Below are 26990 nucleotides of genomic sequence, written 5' to 3'. Positions count from 1 at the left end.
CTACACTTGGCCAAACTGTTTTATTTTTTCTCTTCTTTAATTTTAATATTTGCTTGTTTATAAAAAGCTACTTTTTCTGTATTATAAGACTTTGTGAATTCATTAAATTTATCTTTTTCTGACTCAATATCCTTATAAGACTGATTTACTACTTTTACTTTTTCACTAATATCTTTTAATTTAGTACCTTTATCTTGTAACATTGTATATAACTCTTTTTCTTGTTTTAAAGATTTGTCATAGCTGTCATACATTTTATTAAATGAATCGTGTCGTTTCTCATACGTGCTTTTCACTTTATCAGCTTGATCTTTCAATTTCTTATCTTCAATTTTCTTCACATACTTATCAGCTGACTTCACTTCTTCTTGCGCTTTATTTAAAACTTCTTTTTCTTTTGTAAGCACTTTTTCTCGTTCAGTTGTATTTTTCACTGCTTGATTCAGTTTTTCTTTAACAGTTTGATTATTATCTTTTCCTTCTTGCACAATTTGGTTATATAATTCTTGTCCTTCTTTCTCTAAAGTCTCAAGTTTTTTTGCATCTTCAAACATTGTTTTTTCTTGTTTAGCAGCGTTTTCAAACGCTACATATAATTCTTCTTCTGGTTTCGGACCGAAACAACCGGCTAATAAAATCATTGATAATGCAGTTACAATTGCTAATTTACTATATTTCAACATCTCTTCCTCCTACTTATAAACGACCATCGTGTAATATAAAAAAGTTATAAAATATGTAATTGTTCTATACACTCGCATCTTTTTTACGAAGATCATTAATATTGTTTGTACAAATTATTACTTGATATTACATTCTTCTTTTTGAATTATTTAGCAATTCCATATCCATCTTTAAGTATACTACTTCGTGTTTTTTAAGGCCTGTTCACACTATGTATTACTTTAATGTCCACGGAATTTCACCTCAGTCTTAATAAGACTATAATAATTCACCTGATAAAAGGTGATTACTCCGCTCTCACGTCTATCATTCCCTTTCCAGCTTTCTATCAATTAATCTCTTTGTTCATTTTACACAGTACAATCGATGTCTCGCAACAACTTACAAATATTCTTTTCATTTCCTAAAAAGGAAAAGTGTAGAGCTTGCTTTCCTCTACACTTTTAAAATAAAACACACTGTGCAAATTGCATTGGCATTACCATCATAATTATATGCTTATTTCATATATTTTTAAAGACTTTTATTACAAACGTGGCGTTTTTTTGTAATAAAAGTCAAAAAAATGTTACAAACAAAACATCTTCCTATCATATATCTTCAAATCAAAGCTTCACTCATTTTCTTGCAAATTTCTATACTGGTACAATTGATTTTGCGACTTTCTCAACAGTTCTTCAAACGTTTTTCCTTCTACTGGATAGCTAGCTGCTCCAAATAAAAGAGTGACACTGAGTAAATCCCCTTCTATTTCACTTTCAATATTTTTCATTAATCGTTTTGTTATTGTTGATGTTTCATGACCATTATCAATTGCTACAATAACATACTTATTTTCATCCCACTTTGTAACAACATCGCCCTTCCGAATTGTCTTTACAATGGTATTCTCTAATTTTTGTACTAACACTCCCAATTTTTTTTCTTGCAACGTGTCTTTTAATCCTTCCCATTCTTTTACAGAAAGAATGTACACTGTAATATTACGAGAATCTCTTTCAGATAAAGCAGCTACTTTCCCAAAAAAATCAACAACAAAATCGTTGCTTGCCATTCCTCCTACTTCCACATCCATACGCTCGCTCGCTCTTTTATCGTACCAATGTCCAAAATAATAACTTAGTATCATTTGCAATATATAAATAATAAAGACGGTATAAAATGATCGTGAATCTAGTTTTGCAATTACATCCTGAAGTGCAATCCATTCTGTAACTGCCACAGTATTACCAAGCAATAATCCACTAATTTTCCCTTTATGTTTCATACTTTTCCCCCTTTTATACCAATATATGTTTCTATATCAATAATGTTTTTCTACAAAATAAAAAATGTACATATCCAATGTACATTTCCGCTTAAGCTTGTATACCTTTTCTACTCTATTTCATATATATATAATATAACTTTTATAAAAAGGAGTAATCTATATGCTACAAAAAGAGAATCTATCAGATGCTATGCGTTTACTAGCTGGTTTTCTATTATCATTAAAATTATTATTTACCTCTTTCGGCATACACTTTATTACAAACGATCAAATCGACGCTATTGTTAATGTTGTTTCATTTTTATTTATTCTATACTTTGGCTACAAAAATAACTATGTAGGAAAAAAAGGAGTGGAGCAAAAGAAAATACTCAAAAAACACAACCTTCACTAAAAAAGGAACCTTTTGTACAGGTTCCTTTTTATCATTGACGCACAACAACTTCATTTGTTTGCAATGGGCCATATGATACCTCTTTGTCTTGAAATGTATATGTAGCCTGAAAGAATACTTGTTTAAGAGCTTTATCTTTATTAGCTTTTATTTTACAACGTAGTTCCACCTTCTCATTTGGTAACAAATCATCAATTCGCCATCTTACAAGCTGGAATAAAAACTCACTTATCCCCTTATCAACTTTTAAAGAATTAGGAATATAAGCAAAGTAATCTCGAATCATATGACTTACAACAACTCTCGAAATCATTTCTAACCCTTTATTTTCCACTTCAATTCGCATAATAAGTATGTCGTTTACATCATAGGTCAATTCATACGAAAATTGTTCTGTATACATACTACCAATTTGTAATGTAACGGCTATTTGAGGAGGTTCGTTTTCCTTTTTCGATCCGTCAATCCACAATACTGGTTGTAGCGGTATTGAATACTTTCCTGTATCCGAAATTCTTCCCCATATTTTCATAATATATATTCACCTCATTTCAGATGTACCATACACACAATGAATTCCCCAGATTACTAAAGTTTGCTACAAGCAATGTTTAATATTTCTCTTCCTTTTATCCTATTCGACAATATGAAGAAAAAACCATTTTTCATCTATTAACAGAAGGTGTTCTTAATGAAAATTTTTTACAATTTACTTTATGGCAATATTCAGTATGGCTCACTTGCTCTCCACTCATATGAAAGAATATTTTGGCGGAAGAAAAAGTTTGCCTTATAGTCAAATTTGACTATAATATTCTTTATGGCATATTAGTGCACTTATGGAAAAGAAATTAAAATCAACTATACATTTAAATTTTTATCCACTGCACTCAAAACTTAATATAGTTTACTTATTTCTAAAGGAGGGTTATATTTGGAAACTCAACCATTAAAAAAAGACACCAACAAGACAAAATTTGTTGTTGCTGGTTTACTGCTTGGTATATTAATGGCCGCAATGGATAATACAATCGTTGCAACCGCAATGGCAACAATTGTTGGAGACCTAGGAGGATTTGATAAGTTCGTTTGGGTCACATCAGCTTATATGGTAGCAACAATGGCAGGGATGCCTATCTTCGGGAAACTTTCTGATATGTACGGACGGAAACGTTTTTATATTGGGGGCCTCATTCTTTTCTTATTCGGTTCTGCGCTTTGCGGAACAGCTTCAAGTATTGAGCAATTAAGTATTTATAGAGCTATTCAAGGTATCGGTGGTGGTGCCCTTATGCCTATCGCCTTCACAATTATGTATGATATTTTCCCACCAGAAAAACGCGGGAAGATGACAGGACTATTCGGTGCTGTTTTCGGGACATCTAGTGTATTCGGTCCTTTATTAGGTGCTTATATTACAGACTATATAAGTTGGCATTGGGTCTTCTATATCAATATTCCATTAGGACTTATCTCCTTTTTCTTCATTACTAAATACTACAGTGAGTCTCTAGAATTTAGAAAACAAAAAATTGATTGGGCTGGTGCTATTACACTTGTCATAAGTATTGTTTGCTTAATGTTTGCATTAGAACTTGGTGGTAAGGAATATGCCTGGAATTCCACTGTAATTATTGGCTTATTTACAACAGTAGTTATTACGCTTATTATTTTCTTCTTTGTAGAACGAAAAGCAACCGAGCCTATTATTTCGTTCCATCTATTTAAAAAACCTTTATTCGCAGCTAGTCAAGGAGTTGCCTTTTTCTATGGTGCCGCTTTTATTATCTGTACAGTTTATATTCCAATCTTCATTCAAGGCGTTCTTGGAGGTTCCGCCTCTAATGCTGGATTAATTTTAACACCAATGATGGTCGGTTCTGTAATTGGAAGTCAAACAGGAGGACAATTAGCTTCTCGAATAAGCTATCGTAACATTATGATGGTATCTGGTGTCTTCTTCGTTCTTGGTATTTATTTATTAAGTACTTTAACAATGGAGACACCTCGTTTACTCGTAACACTATTTATGATTCTCGCTGGGCTTGGTGTTGGCTTCTCATTCTCAGTATTAAGTATGTCCTCTATTCACAAGTTGGAAATGCGGGACCGTGGTTCGGCGACATCAACAAACTCATTCTTCCGATCACTCGGTATGACTCTTGGTGTAACGATTTTCGGTACAATTCAAAATCATATTTTTACAGATAAACTAAACTCTGTATTCCCCCCTGAACTAGCAAAATTAGCTCCAAAAGGCGGAGACACAAGTTTCTTATTATCACCAGGCGCTACCGCCAAAATTCCTGCTGAAATATTAGCGGGTATTAAAGAAGCTCTCGCTACATCTATTGCGAACACATTCTTCTGGGCACTCATCCCGGCTGTACTAAGTATTATTTGTATTTTACTTATGGGAAATGAACGCCTCTTTACAGGTCCTAAAAAGAAAGAAAAACAAAAGCAAGTTAGTTAATATAAAAAAGAAGCGGCATATCCCTTTATGAAAAAGGATATGCCGTTTATAATATGTATAAAGTGAAACTTTAATCAGTGGGGGCATCCCCCACTGATTATTAGCCCTCACCAATCGGGCTTTTACGGGCAGTTAATGCGGGATAAAGTTTTTATATACAGGAGTTGAGACAGCATGAGCATGAAATTAGTCATTCTCGGCTTGCTACTCGAAGGAGATAAACATCCATATGAAGTGCAGCATATTATGAAAGAACGACAAATGGATTGTTACATTAAATATGCTAAAGGATCACTTTATTACGCCTTCGAGCAATTAGAAAAGCAAGGCGCAATTCATATTACAAATGTAATTAAAGACACAAATCGACCTGACAAAACGATTTTTCATATAACAGAAGAAGGTAAAAAACTATTTCACACTTTACTATTAAAACAATTCGAAGCCAAAAACCAAATATATAAACCTATTTATTCAGCCTTATCTTTCGCTCACTTTAGCAATGATCACGAATTAGTTCCTATTTTAGAAAAAAAAGAAAAACGATACTCTTCAATATTTACATACTATGCAAACGATATATGATTGTAATAAAGGAAAGGTTTCACGTGCACAACTATATATTCTGCAAAGTGTAATTGAGCATATTACAGTTGAATTACAATGGCTAAACACCCTCCTTAAAGATGCTATAGCAGGCCGACTTTCAGAAGTTGCTATAGATGAAAATTGAGCTATGAAAGAAGACATCCTACTTCTTTCATAGCTCAATTTCTCTTTTTATACTGTAATATTATTAGTTAATCCAGAATAAAAAGTCATAATAATAAGAAATAAAAACTTTTGAATTTTCTTATTTTAAAACAGTAGACAAAATTCCAAAAATTGTGTTAGAATTTGTTTCAATATCATATCGCTTGTTAAATTCCTTTCAAAAGGAAAATAGGTACACGAAAGTTTCGTTTCGTGTTTAAAAGGGAAGCTTGGTGAAACTCCAACACGGTCCCGCCACTGTAAATGCTGAGATTTCTTTTTAGTGCCACTGTGAAAACGGGAAGGTGAAAGAAATTATATGAAGCATAAGTCAGGAGACCTGCCTGTTTTAACAACACTGATAGATTCACGGATGATGATGAGGTGTTAAAACAAAAAGGAAGGCTTATTTTCTATGCCTTTATACTTTTTGTTATAGGTATTTCCCAGTAAACGGAAGTGCTTACTTTTAATTAGGGAGGAATTTGAAATGGCAATTCAAACAAGTAACTTAGGTTATCCACGTATCGGATTACAACGAGAGTGGAAAAAAACATTAGAAGCTTTTTGGTCCAATAAAATCAATGAAGAACAATTTTTAACAACAATGAAAGAAATCCGCCTTCAACACGTAAAAGTACAGCAAGAAAAAGGGATTGAACTCATTCCAATTGGCGACTTTACATATTACGATCACGTTTTGGATACCGCTTATATGCTAGGATTTATCCCATCACGTTTTTCTGAGTTTACATCTTACCTTGATGTATATTTCGCAATGGCGCGTGGCTCTAAAGATCACGTAGCTTCCGAAATGACAAAATGGTTTAACACAAACTATCATTATATCGTTCCTGAATATGAAGAGGGATTACAAATCTCTTTAAAAGATAATCGTCCACTTCGCTTATACGAAGAGGCAAAACAAGAATTAGGCGTAGATGGCAAACCTGTTATTTTAGGACCATATACTTTTTTGAAATTAGCTAAAGGCTATACACAAGAGCAATTTGCTACTATTTTAAAACAGTTAGTTGCACCATACGTACAACTGCTTTCAGAACTACATGCAGCTGGTGCACCAGCCATTCAAGTTGATGAACCGATTTTTGCTTCTTTAACGAAAGAAGAAGTTCAACAAGCAAAAGAAATTTATGAAGCTATTCGTAAAGAAGTTCCAAATGCGACTCTTCTTTTACAAACATATTTTGATAGCGTAGAAGAAAACTATGAAGAAATTATTACATTCCCGGTATCCGGTATTGGATTAGATTTCATTCATGGTAAAGAAGGTAATTTAAATGCTATTTCAAAATATGGATTCCCAGCTGATAAAACTTTAGCTGTCGGTTGTATAGATGGCCGTAACATTTGGAGAGCTGACCTTGATGAAGTCCTTGAGCTATTTACAACGTTACAAAAACAAGTCCAAACGAAAGATATCATCGTTCAGCCTTCTTGTAGCTTATTGCATACACCAATCGATAAAACAGAAGAAACTCACTTATCGACTGAGCTGTTTGATGCGTTAGCATTTGCAAATCAAAAATTAGAAGAGTTAGTTCTTATTCATTCCGCTCTCACTCAAGGTACAGAAAGCATTAGTAATGAGCTGGAAACATATCGAAACGTACATCATACAATTCGTTCATCTGCTGCACGTAACCGAGAAGATGTCAAAGCAGCACGAACAGCACTAAAAGAAGAAGATTTTTCACGCCCTCTTCCATTTAAAAAACGATACGAATTACAGCAAGTTGCCCTGGAGTTACCGCTATTACCAACAACGACCATTGGTAGCTTCCCGCAAACAACTGAAGTTCGTCAAACGCGAAAAGAATGGCGTAACGGCGTTATTTCAAATGAACAATATGAACAATTTATTGAAAAAGAGACAGAAAAATGGATTCGTTACCAAGAAGAAATTGGTCTTGATGTCCTTGTACATGGTGAATTTGAAAGAACTGACATGGTCGAATATTTTGGTGAGCGCCTTGCTGGTTTCTCATTCACTAAAAACGGTTGGGTACAATCTTACGGTTCCCGCTGCGTAAAACCACCTGTTATTTATGGTGATGTAGCCTTTATTAACGGCATGACTATTAAGGAAACAGTTTATGCACAAAGCTTAACGGAGAAAGTTGTAAAAGGAATGTTAACCGGACCTGTTACAATTTTAAATTGGTCCTTCGTTCGAAATGATATTCCAAGAAAAGAAGTTTCGTATCAAATTGCACTAGCTCTTCGTCACGAAATTGAACTACTTGAATCTTCCGGAATTAGAGTAATCCAAGTCGATGAGCCCGCACTTCGTGAAGGAATGCCACTAAAAGAAAAAGATTGGGATGCTTATATTACATGGGCAGTACAATCCTTCCTTTTAGCAACTTCTTCTGTAGCAAATGAAACACAAATTCATACTCATATGTGTTACAGTAACTTCGAAGATATTGTTGACGCGATTCGCGCATTAGATGCAGATGTAATTTCTATCGAAACATCAAGAAGTCACGGAGAATTTATTGATACTTTAAAACATACAACATATGAAAAAGGCATCGGCCTAGGTGTATATGATATTCATAGCCCACGTGTACCGAGTAAAGATGAAATGTATAAAATCGTAGAACAATCTTTACAAGTATGTGATCCTAAATATTTCTGGATTAATCCTGATTGTGGTTTAAAAACGAGAAGAACAGAAGAAGTTATTCCAGCTTTAGAACATATGGTGCAAGCAGCGAAAGATGCTCGTTCCCTTTTAAAAACAAACGCATAACAAAAATGGGTTATCCTTTTCTCAGGATAACCCATTTTTTATTCTTTACTTTCAAAAAAGAATTCGTATTGTATTTTATATAATTCATCATCCGTTGGCTCTTCAAGAGGAATTGCTTGTAATACAACTGTATACTCACCATTTGGAATAGGTATTTGAAATTTATTAGAAAGAATACTCGTTATAACGATACTTTCATTTTCAACTGTAAAAGGAACCGTAATCGTTCTAACTACTTCTTCTTTTTCAATATGTTTCCCTGGGGTCACTTTCACTTCACAAGTATAATCAGAAAGCGCTTCAAAAATAACAGTTCCATCTGCCTTAGCATAACCTCTTTCAAAATCTTCATCAGTCCAATCTACATAAGGCTGCTCACCGTCATAGTTCATCAACATTAATTGCGAATAAGAAATCGTTAACTCCATAGTTCCCCTTCTCCTTCATTATGAAATATACAACTACTACTTCACTTCAAATTTTACTCGCGTACCATCTGGGTATTTATCTAACTTATTCCCTACCCAAGAGCCTGCTCCGCGGTTATCCGCCGGACTTATATATTCAATATGTGCTCCTTTTCCGCCTTCCTTGCACATCGCCATTGGCCATTCATCACGATCATACCCTTTTTTTGATGGATATGGTGCTAACGACAATTTCCTTCTATCTGCAGCACCACCACGATCGATTGTACAAACTTCTGAATGCCCTTCTTTTATAGCATCCGTAATATGTTTTCCTGTCTCTGGATAACGTTCTTTCGGAAATTCTAACACTTGATCATACGTATTCGTTTTCTTTACACTTGTTTCCTCTGGCACAAGTACTTCATAAACTGCTACTAAAATAGACAGAATTGCGATAATTGAAATGATAATACCTTTTAATTGCTTCATGTATACCTCCATGTTTCTACCAGTTTCTTTTCCTCCGTTATTATAACAAACTTCTTCTGTATATGTTTTCAGACATTATTGCAGCTCTTCTTCGCTATTCCGCCAAAAACTCTCATTTTTCTTCATCTTTTCACTAATGCTGTAGAAAACTAATAACCTTCCGACATTCTTTTTCAAAGGAAGTCCTCATAAAAGATTGAAATGATATATACGATACTTTTTGGGGAGGAAATATTATGGAAGCTACCTATAAAACGAAAGATGTCACGAATAAAACAGGCATCCCAAAACATATAGTTCGCAAATATAGTCAACTGTTAGAGGAACATGGTTATATGATTTCCAAAACAGCTGATGCTCGTATTTATAAGCTGGATGATTTAAAACTATTGAAATCTATTCATGAAAGAGCTGCTACACTGCAAGAAGATATTTCAGAAACGATACCAATTATTTTAAAAGAAAAAGAGGCCCCACCTGTACCAGTTATACAAGATAAACAAGAAATACAACCGAAAGAAAAAGAAGATGGGCGTAACTTTGAGGAGTTCATGTTAAAACTTGAAATGCTCGCTCAATTAAATGAAGCAATTATTCATCAAAATTCTACTCTAATTACACAAAATCGTTTAAAGGATGAGAAACTAGACGAATTGATGCAACAAGTTTATGTAAAAGAAGGCTCTCAAGAAAAAATGCTTCAAGAGTTAGTCGATCACGCCGCTCAAACAGATGCATTGCAAAAAGAAAAGATGGACTTATTAATGAATCATATGTATAAACGAGAATCCAAACAGGAAGAAAAAATGAATAAACTTGTTAGTCAAATTTATAACAAGGATAGTAACCGTGATGCACAGCTTATGCAAGTTATTCGAGAAATTCAAGAAACAAAAAGAATGGTTGCTGCCTCAAAAGAGCAAAGCTTCTTTCAATCATTTAAAAGTTTATTTAGCCGAGCAAAACAAGAAAAAACAAACGAATAAACAATATAAAATAAAAAGTTACCTTCCATCGGTAACTTTTATTCCTTATTTTGTACAGCTGGTAATATAATAATTGCTTCAGTGCCTTTTCCGCTCTCACTCTTATATTCCAATGTACCATTATGCGCTTGTAAAATACTAAATGTTACCATAAGCCCTAATCCTGTTCCTTTTTCTTTTAAAGAATAATATGGTTGCCCCAGCCTTGCTAACTGTTCTTTCGTCATACCAACACCACTATCTTTAACTCTTATTATGATTGTTTCGTCTTTTTGAATAGCTGTTACTTTTAAATATCCTTTATTTCCTTGAATTGCTTCAATACCATTTTTAACAACATTCATAATAGCTTGCTTCAATTTTGTCTTATCACCAATCGTATAAAGACTTTCTGAAATTTCAACTTGTAAATATACACCTTGCATCGCTGCAAATGACGACATAAGAGTGGTCATTTCTATTAATTGGGCTGATAAACAAATGTGTTCTTTTTTCTCAATTTGCGGCCTTGCTAAATTTAAGTAATCTGAAATAATTTGTTCCGCCCGATCCAATTCAGCTAATACGAGACGCATATAATCCTTATTCTTCACATCTTCCGTGCTTTCTAGCAATTGGATAAATCCACGAACAACAGTAAGGGGATTGCGAACTTCATGTGCCACACTTGCTGCTAATTCACTTACAATATTAAGTTTTTCTGATTTTTGCATCTCTGTACGTAGCAATGCATTTTCATTTAAATATTCAGTTAAATACACCTGAAATACCATTGTCATGACCATGATAAGCGAGGCAAATATAAATCCGCTATATATTTGCGAAATATACGGTGTAAATCCTGTTTCCAAAAGAACATTAATCATGCCTAATACTAAAGAAACAAGCACATAAAATGATGAAATCATAAATGCTAAAATTAATTTCTTATCCTTTGAAAAAAGAGACCATTTCTTTGATAAAAATAGCGGAACTATCAATAGAAATATTACTTCTAAAACTGGAAGAAAGCTCATTCCCTTTAGTAACCATTCATATGCAACAAAAATAACCGCTGGGATTAAACCAACAATCCCACCATATAAAAAACCACTGACAATTGGAATGGGGTGAAAGTTATACCCACACACATTGCCAAAACAAATAGAGTATGTCATGGAGAGAATGAGCGTAACGCTAGATAAAAACATAATAAAGTAACGATTTGGCTTCGGAGGCATTTCTTGATAGCGATTTAAACGAATCGCTTCATATAAAAATAGTGGCAAAATTATGATGGCAATTTGAATCAACAAATCACGGATAAGCTCCATAACCTCTCATCCCCTATATGTATTTTGATATGATTATATCATTTTATAGGTGTATTTGTTTTAAAATTTTGATTTTTCTTAACATATTTGTTAATTCTTTGTTAACAGCTCATAATAATTGTTACAGATTTTCGAAATGATTGTAAACCCTGTACCAAATTTCCTTCATGCAGTATACAATGAATACGGATTACAAAGAAAATATAAAAATACTTTTTTAGACGGACAACTATAGCAAAATACAGCATATAATCCATACTATCTATGTTTACAAATAAGTGATCATTACTTTAGTAGGAGGAAGATAAATATGGCGGGTACTACGCTTGTTTTAAAAGAAGAAAATTTGGTTGTTCTAGAAAATGTTGAAAAATCAGTATATGAAGAGTTACAGCATAAAGCGGGAGAAGAAAACTGCACATGTGCTGTGAACGAATCAGTTGTTCACCTTGGCAAGGTATCCTCTGTACTCTGGAATGAAGATGAAATAGATTGGGAATACGGATATTAAAAAGTCGCTTATAGCGGCTTTTTTTTCTCTTTTCTCTCTCTTTCTAAATAACATATACAAAGCGTAATCATAGAAAATATGATAAAATGAACTTAATTTTCAAACGGAAGAAAGGGAGATACAATGGAACAATTCATTAACCCTAGAGTGAAGGACATCCAAATTTCTGGAATCCGTCAATTCTCTAACATGATTCAAAACTATGATAATTTGATTTCTTTAACAATTGGACAACCCGATTTCCCTACACCTTCTCTCGTGAAAGAAGCGGCTAAACGGGCTATTACAGAAAACTATACAAGCTATACACATAACGCTGGTTTACTAGAATTACGCAAGGCAGCTTGTAACTTCGTAAAAGATAACTACGATTTACATTATTCACCTGAAAACGAAACCATCGTTACAATCGGTGCTAGCGAAGCAATTGATGTTGCATTCCGAACGATTTTAGAGCCAGGAACAGAAGTAATTTTATCTGCTCCTATTTATCCAGGCTACGAACCTATTATTCGATTATGCGGTGCAACGCCTATTTTTGTAGATGTTCGTGAAACTGGATTTCGTTTAACAGCTGAAGCGCTTAAAAATGCTATTACAGAAAAAACAAGATGTATCGTACTACCGTATCCTTCTAACCCAACTGGTGTAACTTTATCCACCGAAGAATTAAAAGATATTGTAGATGTTTTAAAAGATAAAAATATTTTCGTCCTTTCAGATGAAATTTATAGCGAGCTTGTATATGAACAAAAGCATACATCTATCGCCCATTTCCCAGAAATGCGTGAAAAGACAATTGTCATTAACGGTTTATCTAAATCACATTCTATGACCGGCTGGCGTGTTGGACTTTTATTTGCACCAAGCTATTTAGCAGGACACATATTAAAAGTTCATCAGTACAACGTAACGTGCGCTACTTCAATCGCTCAATACGCTGCAATTGAAGCATTAACAGCGGCTAAAGACGCACCTAAAATGATGCGCCACCAATATAAAAAACGCCGTGATTACGTATATAATAGACTCACTCAAATGGGATTAACAGTTGAAAAGCCAACAGGTGCATTTTATTTATTCCCATATGTTGGTCATTTGACATCTTCATCATTTGATTTTGCACTTAATCTTGTTAAAGAAGCAGGACTAGCTGTAGTTCCTGGAACAGCATTCTCTGAATACGGTGAAGGCTACCTTCGCTTGTCCTATGCGTATAGTATCGAAACTTTAAAAGAAGGCTGCGACCGATTAGAAGCCTTTTTAAAGAAAAAAGCTAAGAGTTAAACTCTTAGCTTTTTTTATGCATAATGATCACAAGTTTGACGTTTTAGTAATTTATGAGGAATAATGATACACTTTGCAGTGGATTCTGCATTCTCTACTTTATCAACTAATGCTTTTGCTGCCTCATATCCTAGCTGATAAATATTCACATCAACTGTTGAAAGTGGAGGGCTTGCAATTTCTGATAATAAAGCATTATTAAAGCTTACAATAGAAACATCCTTCGGTACAACGAATCCTTTTTTAGAAAGAGCACTTAACACACCAAGTCCAATTAAGTCATCCGTTGCCATAATTGCCGTCGGCGGTTCCTGCAGTCCCATTAATTCCTCAACGGCTTGTTGACCACTTTCCCTCGAAAAATCAAAATGTAAAATATATTCTTTTGGTAATACAATGTCTGCTAATTTCAAGGCATCACTCATACCAGCTAAACGATCTCTCGTTACAAGTAAATCTGATCCACCACCAATGAACGCGATTTGCTTATGCCCTAATGAAATTAAATATTCTGCCACTTCTCTTGCAGCTGTATAATTGTCATTATCTACATATGTAATTTCATCTTTTCGATCATATGGTTTTCCTATTAAAACAAACGGGAAATTTTGTTCATGTAAATATTGAATAATCCGATCATTCTCTCTTGAATATAAAAGAATAATGCCACCAATTTGGCGTCCCTGTACCATCTTTACGACACCATTAAAAATTTCTTCTTCCGTTTCACCTGTCGACATGTAAAGCGCATAACCTTCTACGTGTGCAAATGAACTAATCCCTCTTATAACTTCTGGGAAAAATGGATTTTGAAAAGCTTTACTTGCAGAACTTGGCATAACAAGACCAAGTGTCTTCGTCGTTTGGTTCGCAAGATTTCTCGCATTTAAATTGGGATGATACCCTAATTCACTCATCACTTTCCTAACACGGCGCTTTGTCTTTTCACTTATACTTGGATTATCAGCAATTACACGAGAAACTGTTGATGGTGCAACATTCGCTTGCTTCGCCACATCTTTAATTGTAACTGTCATAAAAATCCCCTCCTCTCATTTCTCTGCCATTTTTCATATATTTTATCTCGCACTCATTGCAAGTCATAAACTTTCATTTCTTATATCTTGCAAAACTAATCCTATTCTCCCTCTTCATGTATTGTAAGGGATATAGCTATTTTTTCCTATACTATAATATACTATTTATTTCACTTCTTTTCACATGTGATGTCAAATCTCTTTTCATCTCCCTATAAACTTATTTATAGGGAGATGAAAAGAGAAATGGGACGTAATGTCCCATTTTTCATCCTTTTGTACCTCCAGCTGTTAAACCAGAAATAAAGTATTTTTGTAGTGATAGGAATAAAATTGAAATTGGGATTGCAATTAACACAGAACCCGCTGCAAACGTTGTAAATTCATTACCGAATTTTTTCGCAACCATTTCATATAATCCAACTGCTAAAGTATAATTTTCTGGTGTTCGCAAAATAATACTCGCTAAAATGAAATCTGTAAACGGACCAATGAAAGTAAATAACGCTACAACCGCTACGATTGGCTTTGCAAGTGGCATAATGATTTGCCAAAAAATACGAAAATGTCCTGCTCCATCCATACGAGCTGATTCATCCAGTTCTTTCGGAATCGTATCAAAATACCCTTTCATAAGCCATGTATTCATCGGAATGGCCCCGCCTACATAAATTAAAATTAATGCAAGATGTGTATCAATTAATCCTGTTAATTGAGCTAATACGTATAGAGCAATTAACGCTGCAAAGTTTGGAATCATTTGCAGAATTAAAAATGTTAATAAACCATTTTTTCTTCCAACAAAACGATATCTCGAAAATGCATAAGCAGTAAAGCTAATTGCTAACACTGAGAAAATCATCGTTAAAACACTTACTTTTAATGTGTTTTTATACCATAGTAAGTAATTACTATTCTCTAGATCTAATAACTTACGATAATGATCTAACGTTGCATTTTGTGGAATAATACTTGATCCAGATAAACTATCACCCGGATTAAACGATGAGCCAATAATCCATAATAACGGATAGAAAATGATGGCACACATTACGAAAATAACTAAATAACTTAATGAGAGACGTAACATCTTCTGTCTTTTAATATTCATTTACATCATATCCTCTTCTTGGAATGATTTTGTTCTCTTAAATTGCCATAACGCAACTGTAATAACGATTAACGATAATATCATTGTAAGAGCTGCTGCTTTTCCGTACTGCGCTGAAGTCATCGTTAACTTATAAATCCATGAAATTAAAATATCCGTTCCACCTGCGTCTTGTCCAGCTACAGCAGGACCTCCACCGTTAAATAGATAGATGATACTAAAGTTATTAAAGTTAAACGTATATTGCGTAATTAATATTGGCGCTGTTGCGTATAACACTAGTGGCAATGTAATTTTACGAAACTGTTGCCAAGCTGTCGCTCCATCTACTGTAGCCGCTTCATATAATTCTCCCGGAATCGATTGCAGTATACCTGTTGTCATCGCAAAGATAAACGGGAACCCAAGCCACGTTTGAATCATAATTAAAGCAATCTTCGCCCAAAATGGATCTGTCATCCAAGCAATCTTTTCAATTCCGAATAAAGCTAATACTTGATTGTTAATCGCTCCGAATGTTTCATTAAACATACCAGAGAACACAAGAATAGATACGAATGCTGGAACAGCCCACGGTAAAATAAAGATTGTTCGAATAATCGCCTTTCCTTTAATACCGGGCTGATTTACGATAATCGCTAAGAAAATACCAAGCGCAACTTGTAATGTTGTTGCAACGAATGTCCAAATGACAGTCCAAGAGAATACACTTACAAATGTCTCTCTCCACATCGGTAAAGTGAAAATATCAATAAAGTTTTTAAAGCCCACCCAATCTACTAATTTAGCTGGAGGAGAATGATATAAATCATAGTTTGTAAATCCAATTAAAACTACGAAGATGATTGGAAATACGACAACAAAGATAAGTAGTAGAAAACCTGGTGAAACCATTAAATAAGGAAAACCTTGATCTAACAAATTACGGTATTGCTCTTTTACAGAATTTAACGGTGTTCCGATATCACGTTTCTTTCCATTTTGGTATGCATCATATAAGTTAAATGCATATATGCCGAGTCCAAAAGCGATAACGATAAGGGCCAAGATTCCTTCTACTAATAGAAAGACAGAATGGTCACGTGGAACTTCTGTACCAAGCGTTACAATACCCCATAATCCCATATTTAATAAATCAGCAAAGGCTACAATAAATGAACCTGTTAATACTAGAAAAATAAGACCTTTTACAAATTGTTTATTATACATTTGGCCCACGCCTGGAATGATTGATAACATGGTTGCCATTTTCCTATGCTTAGAATGATTCAACCCATTTGCTGGTTCCATAGATGTTTGCATGTTCCTTCCCCCTTTTTTCTTCCTACATGGAAGGGAGAGAATTCGTGCCTCTCATATTAGAGGCACGAATTTCACCTTATTTTTTCTTGTTATGATTTGCCTCAATATTACCTTTAATTTGTTTCACTGCACTATCAAGCGCCGCTTTTGGTGCCTCTTTATCTGTAACAACTAATTGAAGCGCATCTCCAGCTGGTTTCCAAACTTCTTGCATTTCTGGAATGTTTGGCATTGGAATTCCATTTTCAGATTGCGTTGCAACTGCTTTTGCAGCTTCGTTATCTTTAATAATTGGATCTTCCATTACTGATTTTACTGGAGGAATTTCTTTTGTTTTTTCAAATCGAATTTTTGCGTTTTCTTCATTTGTTACCCACTCAGTGAATTTTGTAGCTAAATCATTTTGTTTAGAGAAACTAGTTACATGCCACCCTTTAACCCCAACGAACGTTTTCATTGGTTGACCATTTGGTAATTTCGGCATTGGAGCAACGCCATAATCAATTCCGTTCTTTTCCATTGCTTGGAACGCCCATGGGCCATTCATGATAGATGCTGCTTTTCCTTCATTGAATAACCCATCAGCAGCAGGCCCACCTGATTCACCGATAATACCTTTCGGGAATAATTTTTCTTTGTACCATTTTTGAAGATATTCAGCACCTTGTACTGCTCCGCTATTATTTAATCCAACATCACTTGCATTTGGCTTTCCATCTTTTTCACCAAATACATAACCGCCCATACCTGCCATGAATGCATTAGCAAAGTAGAAGTTATCTCCTAATGCTAAAAATCCGTACTTGCCATCTTTCGTAAATTCTTTTGAGAAGTTAAACAGCTCGTCCATCGTTTCTGGCGCTTTTGGCATTAGTTTTTTATTGTAAATAAAGACTGGCGTCTCAATTGCTTTTGGTAAACCATATAATTTTCCGTTATATGTCTGTGCTTTTATTGATGAATCAGTAAATTTACTCTTTACAGCATCATCTGCTTTCACTTCAGAAAGTAAACCTTCTGTTACTGCATTTCCGATTTGATCGTGTGGCAATGTTACAACATCTGGTCCAGTCCCCGCTGGCCCATCAAGGCGTAACTTCTTCACTTGATCTGTCATTTGCATTTCAACAACTTTTACTTTTACTTTATATTTTTCCTCAAAGCTTTTCACTGCTGCTTCTAAACCAACACCTTTTTTATCATCTTCCCAAACAAGAAGATCATAATCTTTTTTCGCTTTACTTTCCTCTTTTTTCCCTGAATCTTTCGGTCCACATGCAGATAACATACCAATAGATAATGCTGAAACCGTTAATAATGATAATGCTTTCTTCATCCCAAAAACCTCCCTAAATTGTCTATGTACCTCAGTAACTGAAAACGTTTGCATTTAATAGTTTAATTGAAGCGCAAACAATATCTCAATCTATGAAAACGTTTGCGCTATTTGTCTATCATTATACATTCTTTTATTCATTTTGCAAATATTAATTTAAAAATTATGTCATTATACTCTTTATACATTGACTTTATATGAAATGAATACTACTCTTATAAGCAATATTAAAGCTATGAGAAAGGCAATCGTTTGCAATATAGGCTTTATTATTACACTTAAGGGAATACTATGTATAGAGATATTGAAGGGGGATTTTCTATATGTTTAAAGAAGCCATTTATCATAGGCCGAAAGATAATTATGCATACGCTTATGATGAACAAACAATTCACATCCGAGTACGTACTAAGAGAGATGATGTTCAATGCGCCGATCTTATTTACGGTGATCCTTACGAATGGAAAGACGGGAAATGGATATCATCAAGTACACCCATGAAAAAAACGGGTTCTACTGCATTATTTGATTATTGGTCCATTGCAATCGAACCGAAATTTAAGCGCTTACGTTATGGATTTGAATTAAAATCTGAAACAGACACTCTTATTTATGCAGAGCGAGGATTTTTTTCTAGCATTCCAAATGATGATGTTGGTAACTTTTTCTGTTTTCCATTTATTCATGCAGATGATGTATTCAAAGCACCATCTTGGATTAAAGACACCATTTGGTATCAGATTTTTCCTGAACGATTCGCTAATGGCGATAGTACGCTGAATCCAGAAAACACCCTTCCTTGGGGAAGTGCGAATCCAACTACAACTAATTTTTTCGGCGGAGATTTTGCTGGTGTTATTCAAAACCTTAATTACCTTGTTAACCTTGGCATTTCCGGAATATATTTCACACCTATTTTCAAAGCTCATTCAAACCATAAATATGACACAATTGACTATATGGAAATTGACCCACAATTTGGGACGAAAGAAACTTTTAAAGAGCTCGTTGAAGAATGTCATAAGCACGGTATAAAAGTAATGCTCGATGCTGTGTTTAATCATAGTGGATACTTTTTCGAGAAATTTCAAGACGTACTAGAGAATGGTGAGAAGTCCGCATATAAAGAGTGGTTCCACATTCATGAATTCCCGATTATAACCGAACCACTTCCAAATTATGATACTTTCTCCTTTACACCGTATATGCCTAAATTAAATACAGCTCATCCAGATGTAAAAGAATACTTACTTGAAGTAGGACGTTATTGGGTACGCGAATTCAATATAGATGGCTGGCGCCTTGATGTCGCCAATGAAGTCGATCACAACTTTTGGAGAGAATTCCGAACTGAAATAAAGACACTAAATCCTGAAGTATATATTTTGGGAGAAATTTGGCACGATGCCCTTCCGTGGCTACAAGGCGATCAATTTGATGCTGTCATGAGTTATCCTGTTACAAACGCTCTACTTTCTTACTTTGCTAACGATTCCATTAAAGCAAGTGAATTCACGAAGCAAATTACAGAATCTCTACATTCCTACTCTATGAATGTAAATGAAGCAGCATTTCATTTATTAGACAGCCATGATACTCCAAGAATTTTAACAACATGCAACGGAGATAAAAATAAGTTGAAATTGCTCTATGTATTCCATCTTTCTTTCATCGGCTCTCCTTGTATTTATTACGGGGATGAAATTGGTATGGATGGCGGCATGGACCCTGATTGCCGTAAATGTATGATTTGGGATACTAAAGAACAAGATCATGCATTATTTACCCATATACAAACATTGATTTTATTACGTAAAGAACATAAAGCATTTGGAGGACATGGTACTTTTCAATTCATCGAAACAAATGATGAACATAATTATATTTCTTATACGAAAACATATGAGGATGAAACTATCTTTTTCGTTTTAAACCCTACTAATAGTGAAGTTACAGTTTCACTCCCTCTTCATGTTACTGGTAAGAAAATAATTAATATTTATACAAACGAAGAATTTTCAGCGGAAGCAAGTGTATTACAAGTTACACTTCCTCCATATGGATTCTCCATATTAAAATGGTAATCCAAAAAGCCTTATGCCAAGTTTGAAGTGGCATAAGGCTTTTTCTTATTTCAATTTGAATACTATCGCTTCATACGGACGTAATGAAATGTTATCTATCGATCCGATTTCTACATCGTAATTGTGTATAAATAACTCTGATTCACTATAACCAATATCCTTAGGCATTTCAAATACACTTTCATCCGCAGTAAAGTTTGCAATGACAAGTAGTTTTTCATCTCTATATGTTCTTACATAAGCAAAAATAGAAGGGTCATTATCTAATATTAAATCATATGATCCATATACAACTATTTCATTATTTTTGCGTAGTTCAATTAATTTCTTATAGTAATAAAAAATTGAACCTTCATCTTGAATTGCTTGTTTCACATTAATCTCTTTATAGTTAGGATTTACAGTAATCCAAGGTTCACCTTTTGTAAATCCAGCGTGATTCTGATCATTCCACTGCATCGGAGTTCTAGCATTATCACGGCCCTTTATATAAATAGATTCCATTACTTTTTCTATATCTTCACCATGGTCTATCACTTTTTCTTTATACATATTTAACGTTTCAATATCTCGATATTCATTAATCGACTCAAATCGGACGTTCGTCATTCCGATTTCTTCTCCTTGATAAATATATGGCGTTCCTTTCATCATATGAAGAACTGTCGCTAACATTTTTGCTGATTCAATGCGATACATTCCATCATTACCAAAACGAGATACAACGCGAGGCTGATCATGATTATTCCAATAAAGGCTATTCCATCCTGTATGCTCTAATGCTTTTTGCCACTTTGTTAAATTCTCTTTTAAAGTAAGAAGTGAGCATGGTTTTACATCCCACTTTCCACCTTCTCCTGAATCTAAATCCATATGTTCAAATTGGAATACCATTTGCAACTCTTTTCGTTCTTCTCCAGTATACAGTTGGGCTTCTTCTGTCGTTACACCTGGCATCTCACCAACCGTCATAATATCATAATGCGATAATACTTCTTCATGCATTTCATGTAAATATTTATGAATGTTTGGACCGTTCATAAAATGTTTATGACCTGAAACATAACCATCTTCATCTGTTTCAACAGCTGGTAGCCCTTCTTCTTTAGATATAAAATTGATAACATCCATGCGGAATCCATCAATTCCTTTTTCTAACCAAAACTTCATCATCTCATAAACATCTTGTCTTACCTTTTCATTATCCCAGTTTAAATCTGGCTGTTTTTTAGAAAACAGATGTAAATAATATTCATCCGTCATTTCATCATACTGCCATGCAGATCCACTAAAAGCAGCTCCCCAGTTGTTCGGTTCTTTCCCTTCTTTTCCAGGACGCCATATATAGTAATCTCTATATTTATTATCTTTTGATTTACGTGATTCAATAAACCAATTATGTTCATCAGATGTATGATTAACAACTAAATCCATCATCAGTTTCATATTGCGTTCATGCATTTCATGTAATAGCTCATCCCAATCTTCCATTGTTCCGAACTCGTTCATAATTTTACAATAATCGCTTATATCATAACCATTATCATCATTTGGAGATTCATAGACTGGTGATAACCAAATCACATCAATCCCTAATTCTTTTAAGTAATCTAGCTTTGAAATAATCCCTTGAAGATCTCCTATACCATCACCGTTACTATCCATAAAGCTACGAGGATAAATTTGATATACTACGCTTTCTTTCCACCATTGTTTTTCCATTATGCTACCCCATTTCATTCATTTTTCTCTTTTTCAAGGCGCAAACGTTTTCATTAATGAATGATAACAGATTCTATCTCAATTTAAAATAGCGCTTACAATTTTTATTGTTCTTTTTCTAAGAAAACATATGAAAATTACTAATAACTCTCCAATAAATGAAAACGTTTTATTTTTTTATTTATTTTTTGAATCTATTCGTTTATAATGAATTCAAAGAAAACGTTTGCATAATTATTTCTAGGGGGAAATACCATGGCAGAACTTAAATTAGAAAACATTTATAAGATATATGATAATAACGTAACAGCTGTAACTGATTTTAATTTACACATTCAAGATAAAGAATTTATCGTATTTGTCGGTCCTTCTGGATGCGGAAAATCTACAACATTACGAATGGTAGCTGGACTTGAAGATATTTCAAAAGGCGAGTTTTCAATTAATGGTAAACTAATGAATGATGTTCCTCCAAAAGATCGAGATATCGCAATGGTATTCCAAAACTACGCTCTTTATCCACATATGAGTGTATATGATAATATGGCATTTGGATTAAAACTTCGAAAAATACCAAAAGATGAAATCGATCGTCGTGTGAAAGATGCAGCAAAAATTTTAGGACTTGAACAATATTTAGATAGAAAACCGAAAGCATTATCAGGTGGACAGCGCCAACGTGTTGCGTTAGGTAGAGCAATCGTTCGAGATGCAAAAGTTTTCTTAATGGATGAACCATTATCAAACTTAGATGCTAAACTCCGTGTTGCAATGCGCTCAGAAATTTCTAAGCTACATCATCGCCTGGGAACAACAACAATTTATGTAACACATGACCAAACAGAAGCAATGACTATGGCTTCGCGTCTTGTCGTTATGAAGGATGGAAAAATCCAACAAATTGGAACTCCAAAAGAAGTATACGAAACACCAGAAAACATTTTCGTGGGTGGATTTATCGGCTCACCAGCGATGAATTTCTTCCGTGGTAAATTGACTGAAACCGATTTCGTTATAGATAATACTATAAAAATTAAAGTATCTGAAGGAAAAATGAAGATGCTACGTGAACAAGGCTATGTAAATAAGGAAATTGTTTTAGGTATTCGCCCAGAGGACATTCATGATGAACTACTATTTTTAGAAGCTTCGCAATCTACTGCCTTCACAACAAAAATTGAAGTCGCTGAATTATTAGGTGCTGAATCCATTTTATATATGAAACTTGGAAATCAAGATTTTGCAGCACGTGTAGATGCAAGACATACGTTTTCACCTGGTGACCAAATTAAATTAGCATTTGATATGAATAAAGCGCATTTCTTTGATAACCAAACTGAACAACGTATTCGCTAAAAAATTTATCTTTACTATACACATACAAAAAAACCGTCCACATATATTGAGGGCGGTTTTCATTATTATACTAGGGCTTCTACTGTATGAAATGATTGTCCTTTCGTGCTAATAATACCGAAAATCGGTAAATCACTAAGCACCACTTCTTCTTGCTGTTTCATAAAAGATGACGTTAATTGTTTTATCTCTATCCAAACGTCATTAATACAAAGTACATTGGAATCGTTCTCTTGTTGGCGAGAAAAAATAGAATCTATTTTATATAAACCAGCATTTTGAAAAAGCATATCAATGCGACTGAATGCATTCAAAGTAATGCTAATAACGCGTTGCCAATCTCCTTGCTTTCCCATATCATAGGATACAAAAAGTGCTTCTCCGCCTAGATTCATAATTTCCTCCACTGTTGCTTGTCCACTCTCTTGATCAATGTCCGTCACAATAACTTTTGCGCCTTGTTTAGCCAACAAAAGAGCTGTATTACGTCCAATACCGATGCCACCGCCAGTTACGATAGCAACTTTTCCTGCAAGCTTCATTTTCATTACCCCTTCTATAAGTCTTACCGTCATTCAGTATACTCCTTTATAAGAATAATCTGCAAGCAAGAAAAATCGCTATTTTATTTGTGAACGCTTACTTTTTATCCTTCTTTTTTCTTACTATTACGCTGATCAAAAACTAGACCGATAAAAATGAGAATACCCCAAAAAATTATGCTTCCTCCTGTCATTTTAACTTCCCCCTTATTATATAAAGTGAAATTTTACTCAGCTCCAATATAGCTTAATAAAGATATTATTTTTAATCATTATACCATTTTCTTAATTTTCAATCGATTATAAATGGAAATGACACATTTTAGCTTTTCCTTACTGTAAACATTCCCAATATACTTATAAAATCAAAAAGACCCTTTTATATATAAAAAGGTCTTTTTTCATTATACAAGACTTATTACTTTCGTTTTTGTCATTAAATCCTGAAAACCACAATTATCTTTGCGGAACAACATCATATATACATTACATATTAATGGAATTCCTAATAGCAATACGTTCGGTAATAACACTACAAAAAATCTTATAATTAATGTTTGCAACGTTAGCTTTTCACTCTTCAATGAAATTAATTTTATTCTCGTTACCTTTTTACCAAGAGTTACACCGTTCCAAAGAAAGGGTAATACAATAAAATATATCGCCATTAATATGAAAACTACTGCGAAATCATATCTAAAATCACCTAAGCTTATATTAAAGCGCTTAAACATAGCACTATAGTTTCCGGTCATAATAGCTACTACTGCACCATACATAACCGAGATTAAAAACATGTCAATTAGGGAAGCACCTATGCGATTCATTACAAGCGCTGGACGATGCATCTTTAACTTCATTTTATGTCGACTCCTTCATTTCCTTCTTTACCCGTCTCATCGTACCACTTCTAAAAAACATTGTAAACTAGCGTTTCTCTTACTTTTCTTGTACAATTTGTTACAATAGCATTATAAAGGAGGTTCCCATATTGAAAAAATGGATAATCCTATTCGTCGCCTTCCTATTAACTGGTTGTGCAGGAAACACAAGTCACTTAACTTATACGGTTAACGATGAATACGAACTCATACGTACTTCTGGAAATGCATTTGAACTTTTCCCCTCGCAAGATGCTGTATATGCCACACAATACATCCCTGCAAAAATTACAGACATTGCTTGGGATGATAAATACATTATTGCAAAACAAACTGAGGAAAAATCAGATCCAAATAACCCTGACGCAGCAATTGCAAATAGAAAAAGTGAACATTATTGGATTATTGACGTAAAGCACAATAAACGTTTCGGTCCCTACAATGAAAAGCAATTTAATGAACAAAAAGATGCGTTTAAAATTAAGGTGCCTTTTCAAAATGTAGATTTATACATAAAAGAAATAAAAAAACAGTCAGCATAATATTTGAATGCTGACTGTTTTGTCTTACATTATTTTAGTGAGATGTTAAACGTTTGTGGCTCTTTTACAACATCTTGTGTTTCTGAATCTCCTGCAAGTAAATCATCAGTTGTAAACTGAATATCCTTTACCTTGTCTTTTCCATCGTCAAGTATTAAACCAATAATACCATCTCTTGTTTCACCAGGCTTATAGTCTTCTCTTGATACATTTTTTGTACCAACTAACGTATCTTCGTCATATAAAAAGTTTTGAGTGGCTACTTTAAAATGTTGCTTACCATTAATCATAACATCATTCATAGAGAAAAATTGCATATTTTTATTTCCGCTATTCTCCACTTTATATGTAATCTCAACGTAACGAATTGTATTACTAATTTCTGTTCCACTTAGCGATGCATATAATTCTGCATCTTCTTGGCTTACTTTATCCCCTAATCTACGTTTTACTTCTTCAGGAGTTAGTGCCGTGTATACTTTCAATGTATTTTTTGCCTTTTCACTCATTTGTGATAAAGAGATTACTTTCACATCTTGTACGTAAATTTTCATTGGCGCTACTTCAAATGTTTGATTCACAGAATGCATCTGCTCTAACTTGAAAGTACCCCATCCTGTTTCTTTCACTTTTTGTCCTACTTTTTTCAGCTCACGCCCACCATATTCTTTCGTTTCAGGAATAGATTCTTTCTTCTTCGGTTCAGCTTTCTTTTCTTCTTGATGGAAGCAACCACTTAACATAAGAAGAAAACTACATAAAACAAAAATACTTTTCCATGCTTTCATCATTTCATTTCTCCTAACGCTATCATTCATGAATATAAAATTAGTCCCTTGCTTTGTAAACTATAGAAACAATGACAATTCCACAAAATGAACTTGTCAGTCCAGATACTATTATACCTCCAATTTGGAAAATATGAAAATAAGGATCTAAGAACGCATGCACGATAAATATAAAAGCTGTCACAATGATTATAGAAACCCAATACTTTCTTTTTTCTAAAGCTACAATCATATCTTTCCCTGTTTCATCTTTATACTTCCATAGTACGTATAATAGCAATAATAAGCCAACACATGTACTCCCATGTTGCATATATTTATACAATGGAATACTGCGTAATTCAATTTGTAACAATGGTATTTTCATAACGAAATAGCCTGTATTATGAGTAAATGCATCCCAAACGACATGCGTGAGCATACCGAATAATGCAGAATAGCAAAATACAAAGAATTCTTTCCAGGTATGTAGCCCCCACCTCTCATCTATTGCATATGAATAATAACCAGCAAACGGTTTAGGCAAATGCGTTATAAACGGCTTTTTTAAAATGTAATGATATATGTATGCGAGTAGAAATACAAGCGGTAAATTTAAATATAAGAACCCAAGCCATGTATGGCCAATAACACCATAGGGTCTAAAGTGTAAAAAATATTCAAAGTCAGGCGCCATACTACCTAATATAAGAGCCGTTACTGAAATATGTTTAGAATGCTTTTTCGCAAAAGGAAGAACTGCTGCTGGATGTGCAAATGTAAACGGCATACTTTAACTCCTTCTCACATTTTCAATAGAATACCATATATCATAACGAGAGAATGGATCTTCATGCAATATTTATTTTCACATTGGAATATGATAGTTTAAATGATATAATCCACATAAAATATTCAAAAAACAAGAAGGGATTCAGGTGTCATTAACACTTTTATT

25 protein-coding genes, 1 pseudogene and 1 riboswitch are annotated in these 26990 nt (G+C 34.0%); of the genes and pseudogenes, 10 read left to right on the top strand and 16 right to left on the bottom strand.

What is annotated here, in order from left to right; translation table 11 throughout:
- Positions 1-20: 20 nt before the first annotated feature.
- Together AC0OM3_RS03685 and AC0OM3_RS03680 are read right to left on the bottom strand one after the other, a co-directional pair.
- A complete protein-coding gene (locus AC0OM3_RS03685; protein WP_000922485.1) occupies positions 21-683 on the bottom strand; it encodes a YkyA family protein in 663 nt (220 codons plus the stop codon).
- Between the two features lie 614 nt (positions 684-1297).
- Positions 1298-1951 (bottom strand): diguanylate cyclase domain-containing protein, encoded by a 654-nt coding sequence (locus tag AC0OM3_RS03680; RefSeq protein WP_000680819.1) that lies wholly within the window; start codon positions 1949-1951, stop codon positions 1298-1300.
- Positions 1952-2114: 163 nt separating this feature from the next.
- Here AC0OM3_RS03680 and AC0OM3_RS03675 point away from each other — a divergent pair, with 163 nt between their 5' ends.
- Entirely contained in the window at positions 2115-2348 is a 234-nt protein-coding gene (locus tag AC0OM3_RS03675) for an SPP1 phage holin family protein (protein WP_000939449.1), read from the top strand.
- Positions 2349-2379: 31 nt separating this feature from the next.
- Here the strand turns inward: AC0OM3_RS03675 and AC0OM3_RS03670 are convergent, their stop codons facing one another.
- Positions 2380-2880 (bottom strand): hypothetical protein, encoded by a 501-nt coding sequence (locus AC0OM3_RS03670; protein ID WP_000708124.1) that lies wholly within the window; start codon positions 2878-2880, stop codon positions 2380-2382.
- A 402-nt stretch (positions 2881-3282) separates the two neighbouring features.
- Here AC0OM3_RS03670 and AC0OM3_RS03665 point away from each other — a divergent pair, with 402 nt between their 5' ends.
- The 3 genes and pseudogenes from AC0OM3_RS03665 to metE all read left to right on the top strand — a co-directional run bounded on the left by AC0OM3_RS03665 (position 3283) and on the right by metE (position 8356).
- Positions 3283-4824: an MDR family MFS transporter gene (locus AC0OM3_RS03665; RefSeq protein ID WP_474211084.1), complete on the top strand. Its 1542-nt coding sequence runs from the start codon at positions 3283-3285 to the stop codon at positions 4822-4824.
- Positions 4825-4998: 174 nt separating this feature from the next.
- Positions 4999-5557: pseudogene (locus AC0OM3_RS03660) on the top strand (PadR family transcriptional regulator).
- 194 nt (positions 5558-5751) lie between these two features.
- Positions 5752-5939, top strand: a riboswitch (cobalamin riboswitch).
- 128 nt (positions 5940-6067) lie between these two features.
- Positions 6068-8356, top strand: a complete 2289-nt coding sequence (gene metE / locus AC0OM3_RS03655) for a 5-methyltetrahydropteroyltriglutamate--homocysteine S-methyltransferase (RefSeq protein WP_001007627.1) — start codon at positions 6068-6070, stop codon at positions 8354-8356.
- Between the two features lie 38 nt (positions 8357-8394).
- Here the strand turns inward: metE and comJ are convergent, their stop codons facing one another.
- Both comJ and nucA read right to left on the bottom strand, forming a co-directional pair.
- Positions 8395-8784, bottom strand: a complete 390-nt coding sequence (comJ, locus tag AC0OM3_RS03650) for a competence protein ComJ (protein ID WP_000424030.1) — start codon at positions 8782-8784, stop codon at positions 8395-8397.
- Positions 8785-8820: 36 nt separating this feature from the next.
- Complete coding sequence (gene nucA, locus AC0OM3_RS03645) at positions 8821-9255, bottom strand: DNA-entry nuclease (RefSeq protein WP_000811494.1); 435 nt, start codon at positions 9253-9255, stop codon at positions 8821-8823.
- 236 nt (positions 9256-9491) lie between these two features.
- Here nucA and AC0OM3_RS03640 point away from each other — a divergent pair, with 236 nt between their 5' ends.
- Positions 9492-10241, top strand: coding sequence for a DUF3967 domain-containing protein (locus AC0OM3_RS03640; protein ID WP_000388466.1), 750 nt, complete (start codon positions 9492-9494; stop codon positions 10239-10241).
- A 38-nt stretch (positions 10242-10279) separates the two neighbouring features.
- Here AC0OM3_RS03640 and kinB read toward each other — a convergent pair whose 3' ends face one another.
- Positions 10280-11554, bottom strand: coding sequence for a sporulation sensor histidine kinase KinB (gene kinB / locus AC0OM3_RS03635; RefSeq protein ID WP_000420360.1), 1275 nt, complete (start codon positions 11552-11554; stop codon positions 10280-10282).
- Positions 11555-11864: 310 nt separating this feature from the next.
- Between kinB and AC0OM3_RS03630 the strand changes: the two genes are divergently transcribed.
- Positions 11865-12065, top strand: a complete 201-nt coding sequence (locus AC0OM3_RS03630) for a hypothetical protein (protein WP_000929280.1) — start codon at positions 11865-11867, stop codon at positions 12063-12065.
- Positions 12066-12188: 123 nt separating this feature from the next.
- Positions 12189-13352 (top strand): aminotransferase A, encoded by a 1164-nt coding sequence (locus AC0OM3_RS03625; protein ID WP_474211083.1) that lies wholly within the window; start codon positions 12189-12191, stop codon positions 13350-13352.
- A gap of 14 nt (positions 13353-13366) precedes the next feature.
- Here AC0OM3_RS03625 and malR read toward each other — a convergent pair whose 3' ends face one another.
- The 4 genes from malR to AC0OM3_RS03605 all read right to left on the bottom strand — a co-directional run bounded on the left by malR (position 13367) and on the right by AC0OM3_RS03605 (position 18138).
- On the bottom strand, positions 13367-14389 hold the full coding sequence (gene malR, locus AC0OM3_RS03620; protein ID WP_000219050.1) for a maltose operon transcriptional repressor MalR: 1023 nt from the start codon (positions 14387-14389) through the stop codon (positions 13367-13369).
- Between the two features lie 268 nt (positions 14390-14657).
- A complete protein-coding gene (gene malD / locus AC0OM3_RS03615) occupies positions 14658-15500 on the bottom strand; it encodes a maltosaccharide ABC transporter permease MalD (RefSeq protein ID WP_001022608.1) in 843 nt (280 codons plus the stop codon).
- Positions 15501-16802, bottom strand: coding sequence for a maltosaccharide ABC transporter permease MalC (gene malC / locus AC0OM3_RS03610; RefSeq protein ID WP_001194994.1), 1302 nt, complete (start codon positions 16800-16802; stop codon positions 15501-15503).
- A gap of 76 nt (positions 16803-16878) precedes the next feature.
- On the bottom strand, positions 16879-18138 hold the full coding sequence (locus AC0OM3_RS03605) for an extracellular solute-binding protein (protein ID WP_000709912.1): 1260 nt from the start codon (positions 18136-18138) through the stop codon (positions 16879-16881).
- A 323-nt stretch (positions 18139-18461) separates the two neighbouring features.
- On the opposite strand from AC0OM3_RS03605, the gene AC0OM3_RS03600 reads away from it, so the two are divergent.
- Entirely contained in the window at positions 18462-20222 is a 1761-nt protein-coding gene (locus AC0OM3_RS03600; protein WP_474211082.1) for an alpha-glycosidase, read from the top strand.
- A gap of 45 nt (positions 20223-20267) precedes the next feature.
- On the opposite strand, the gene malL is transcribed toward AC0OM3_RS03600, so the two are convergent.
- Complete coding sequence (gene malL, locus AC0OM3_RS03595; RefSeq protein ID WP_050552458.1) at positions 20268-21944, bottom strand: oligo-1,6-glucosidase; 1677 nt, start codon at positions 21942-21944, stop codon at positions 20268-20270.
- A 255-nt stretch (positions 21945-22199) separates the two neighbouring features.
- Here malL and AC0OM3_RS03590 point away from each other — a divergent pair, with 255 nt between their 5' ends.
- Positions 22200-23300, top strand: coding sequence for an ABC transporter ATP-binding protein (locus tag AC0OM3_RS03590; RefSeq protein WP_474211081.1), 1101 nt, complete (start codon positions 22200-22202; stop codon positions 23298-23300).
- A gap of 65 nt (positions 23301-23365) precedes the next feature.
- Here AC0OM3_RS03590 and AC0OM3_RS03585 read toward each other — a convergent pair whose 3' ends face one another.
- The 3 genes from AC0OM3_RS03585 to AC0OM3_RS03575 form a co-directional block, all read right to left on the bottom strand.
- The gene (locus tag AC0OM3_RS03585) at positions 23366-23875 is read right to left on the bottom strand and encodes an SDR family NAD(P)-dependent oxidoreductase (RefSeq protein ID WP_000218410.1); all 510 of its coding nucleotides are present in this window, start codon (positions 23873-23875) and stop codon (positions 23366-23368) included.
- Between the two features lie 71 nt (positions 23876-23946).
- Entirely contained in the window at positions 23947-24036 is a 90-nt protein-coding gene (locus tag AC0OM3_RS03580) for a hypothetical protein (RefSeq protein ID WP_000145637.1), read from the bottom strand.
- 210 nt (positions 24037-24246) lie between these two features.
- Complete coding sequence (locus AC0OM3_RS03575; RefSeq protein ID WP_000769083.1) at positions 24247-24702, bottom strand: RDD family protein; 456 nt, start codon at positions 24700-24702, stop codon at positions 24247-24249.
- A 131-nt stretch (positions 24703-24833) separates the two neighbouring features.
- Here AC0OM3_RS03575 and AC0OM3_RS03570 point away from each other — a divergent pair, with 131 nt between their 5' ends.
- Positions 24834-25265: a DUF3997 domain-containing protein gene (locus AC0OM3_RS03570; RefSeq protein WP_000758790.1), complete on the top strand. Its 432-nt coding sequence runs from the start codon at positions 24834-24836 to the stop codon at positions 25263-25265.
- A 29-nt stretch (positions 25266-25294) separates the two neighbouring features.
- Here AC0OM3_RS03570 and AC0OM3_RS03565 read toward each other — a convergent pair whose 3' ends face one another.
- Both AC0OM3_RS03565 and AC0OM3_RS03560 read right to left on the bottom strand, forming a co-directional pair.
- The gene (locus AC0OM3_RS03565; protein WP_000973901.1) at positions 25295-26056 is read right to left on the bottom strand and encodes a hypothetical protein; all 762 of its coding nucleotides are present in this window, start codon (positions 26054-26056) and stop codon (positions 25295-25297) included.
- A 37-nt stretch (positions 26057-26093) separates the two neighbouring features.
- Positions 26094-26822, bottom strand: a complete 729-nt coding sequence (locus AC0OM3_RS03560; protein ID WP_001116858.1) for a DUF4184 family protein — start codon at positions 26820-26822, stop codon at positions 26094-26096.
- Positions 26823-26990: the final 168 nt, after the last annotated feature.

This window comes from Bacillus sp. FAU20 (assembly GCF_056033865.1).
Note: the sequence above shows the minus strand (reverse complement) of the source record. Positions and strands in the feature narration are given on the sequence as shown.

Bases quoted from the DNA above. Each gene is read 5' to 3' on its own strand.
- AC0OM3_RS03680 (WP_000680819.1), bottom strand. From the start codon at position 1,951: ATGAAACATAAAGGGAAAATTAGTGGATTATTGCTTGGTAATACTGTG.
- comJ (WP_000424030.1), bottom strand. From the start codon at position 8,784: ATGGAGTTAACGATTTCTTATTCGCAATTAATGTTGATGAACTATGAC.
- AC0OM3_RS03575 (WP_000769083.1), bottom strand. From the start codon at position 24,702: ATGAAGTTAAAGATGCATCGTCCAGCGCTTGTAATGAATCGCATAGGT.
- AC0OM3_RS03630 (WP_000929280.1), top strand. From the start codon at position 11,865: ATGGCGGGTACTACGCTTGTTTTAAAAGAAGAAAATTTGGTTGTTCTA.
- AC0OM3_RS03670 (WP_000708124.1), bottom strand. From the start codon at position 2,880: ATGAAAATATGGGGAAGAATTTCGGATACAGGAAAGTATTCAATACCG.
- AC0OM3_RS03560 (WP_001116858.1), bottom strand. From the start codon at position 26,822: ATGCCGTTTACATTTGCACATCCAGCAGCAGTTCTTCCTTTTGCGAAA.
- malL (WP_050552458.1), bottom strand. From the start codon at position 21,944: ATGGAAAAACAATGGTGGAAAGAAAGCGTAGTATATCAAATTTATCCT.
- AC0OM3_RS03625 (WP_474211083.1), top strand. From the start codon at position 12,189: ATGGAACAATTCATTAACCCTAGAGTGAAGGACATCCAAATTTCTGGA.
- malR (WP_000219050.1), bottom strand. From the start codon at position 14,389: ATGACAGTTACAATTAAAGATGTGGCGAAGCAAGCGAATGTTGCACCA.
- metE (WP_001007627.1), top strand. From the start codon at position 6,068: ATGGCAATTCAAACAAGTAACTTAGGTTATCCACGTATCGGATTACAA.
- kinB (WP_000420360.1), bottom strand. From the start codon at position 11,554: ATGGAGCTTATCCGTGATTTGTTGATTCAAATTGCCATCATAATTTTG.
- AC0OM3_RS03590 (WP_474211081.1), top strand. From the start codon at position 22,200: ATGGCAGAACTTAAATTAGAAAACATTTATAAGATATATGATAATAAC.
- AC0OM3_RS03580 (WP_000145637.1), bottom strand. From the start codon at position 24,036: ATGACAGGAGGAAGCATAATTTTTTGGGGTATTCTCATTTTTATCGGT.
- AC0OM3_RS03600 (WP_474211082.1), top strand. From the start codon at position 18,462: ATGTTTAAAGAAGCCATTTATCATAGGCCGAAAGATAATTATGCATAC.
- AC0OM3_RS03565 (WP_000973901.1), bottom strand. From the start codon at position 26,056: ATGATGAAAGCATGGAAAAGTATTTTTGTTTTATGTAGTTTTCTTCTT.
- AC0OM3_RS03605 (WP_000709912.1), bottom strand. From the start codon at position 18,138: ATGAAGAAAGCATTATCATTATTAACGGTTTCAGCATTATCTATTGGT.
- malD (WP_001022608.1), bottom strand. From the start codon at position 15,500: ATGAATATTAAAAGACAGAAGATGTTACGTCTCTCATTAAGTTATTTA.
- AC0OM3_RS03640 (WP_000388466.1), top strand. From the start codon at position 9,492: ATGGAAGCTACCTATAAAACGAAAGATGTCACGAATAAAACAGGCATC.
- malC (WP_001194994.1), bottom strand. From the start codon at position 16,802: ATGCAAACATCTATGGAACCAGCAAATGGGTTGAATCATTCTAAGCAT.
- AC0OM3_RS03685 (WP_000922485.1), bottom strand. From the start codon at position 683: ATGTTGAAATATAGTAAATTAGCAATTGTAACTGCATTATCAATGATT.
- nucA (WP_000811494.1), bottom strand. From the start codon at position 9,255: ATGAAGCAATTAAAAGGTATTATCATTTCAATTATCGCAATTCTGTCT.
- AC0OM3_RS03675 (WP_000939449.1), top strand. From the start codon at position 2,115: ATGCTACAAAAAGAGAATCTATCAGATGCTATGCGTTTACTAGCTGGT.
- AC0OM3_RS03585 (WP_000218410.1), bottom strand. From the start codon at position 23,875: ATGACGGTAAGACTTATAGAAGGGGTAATGAAAATGAAGCTTGCAGGA.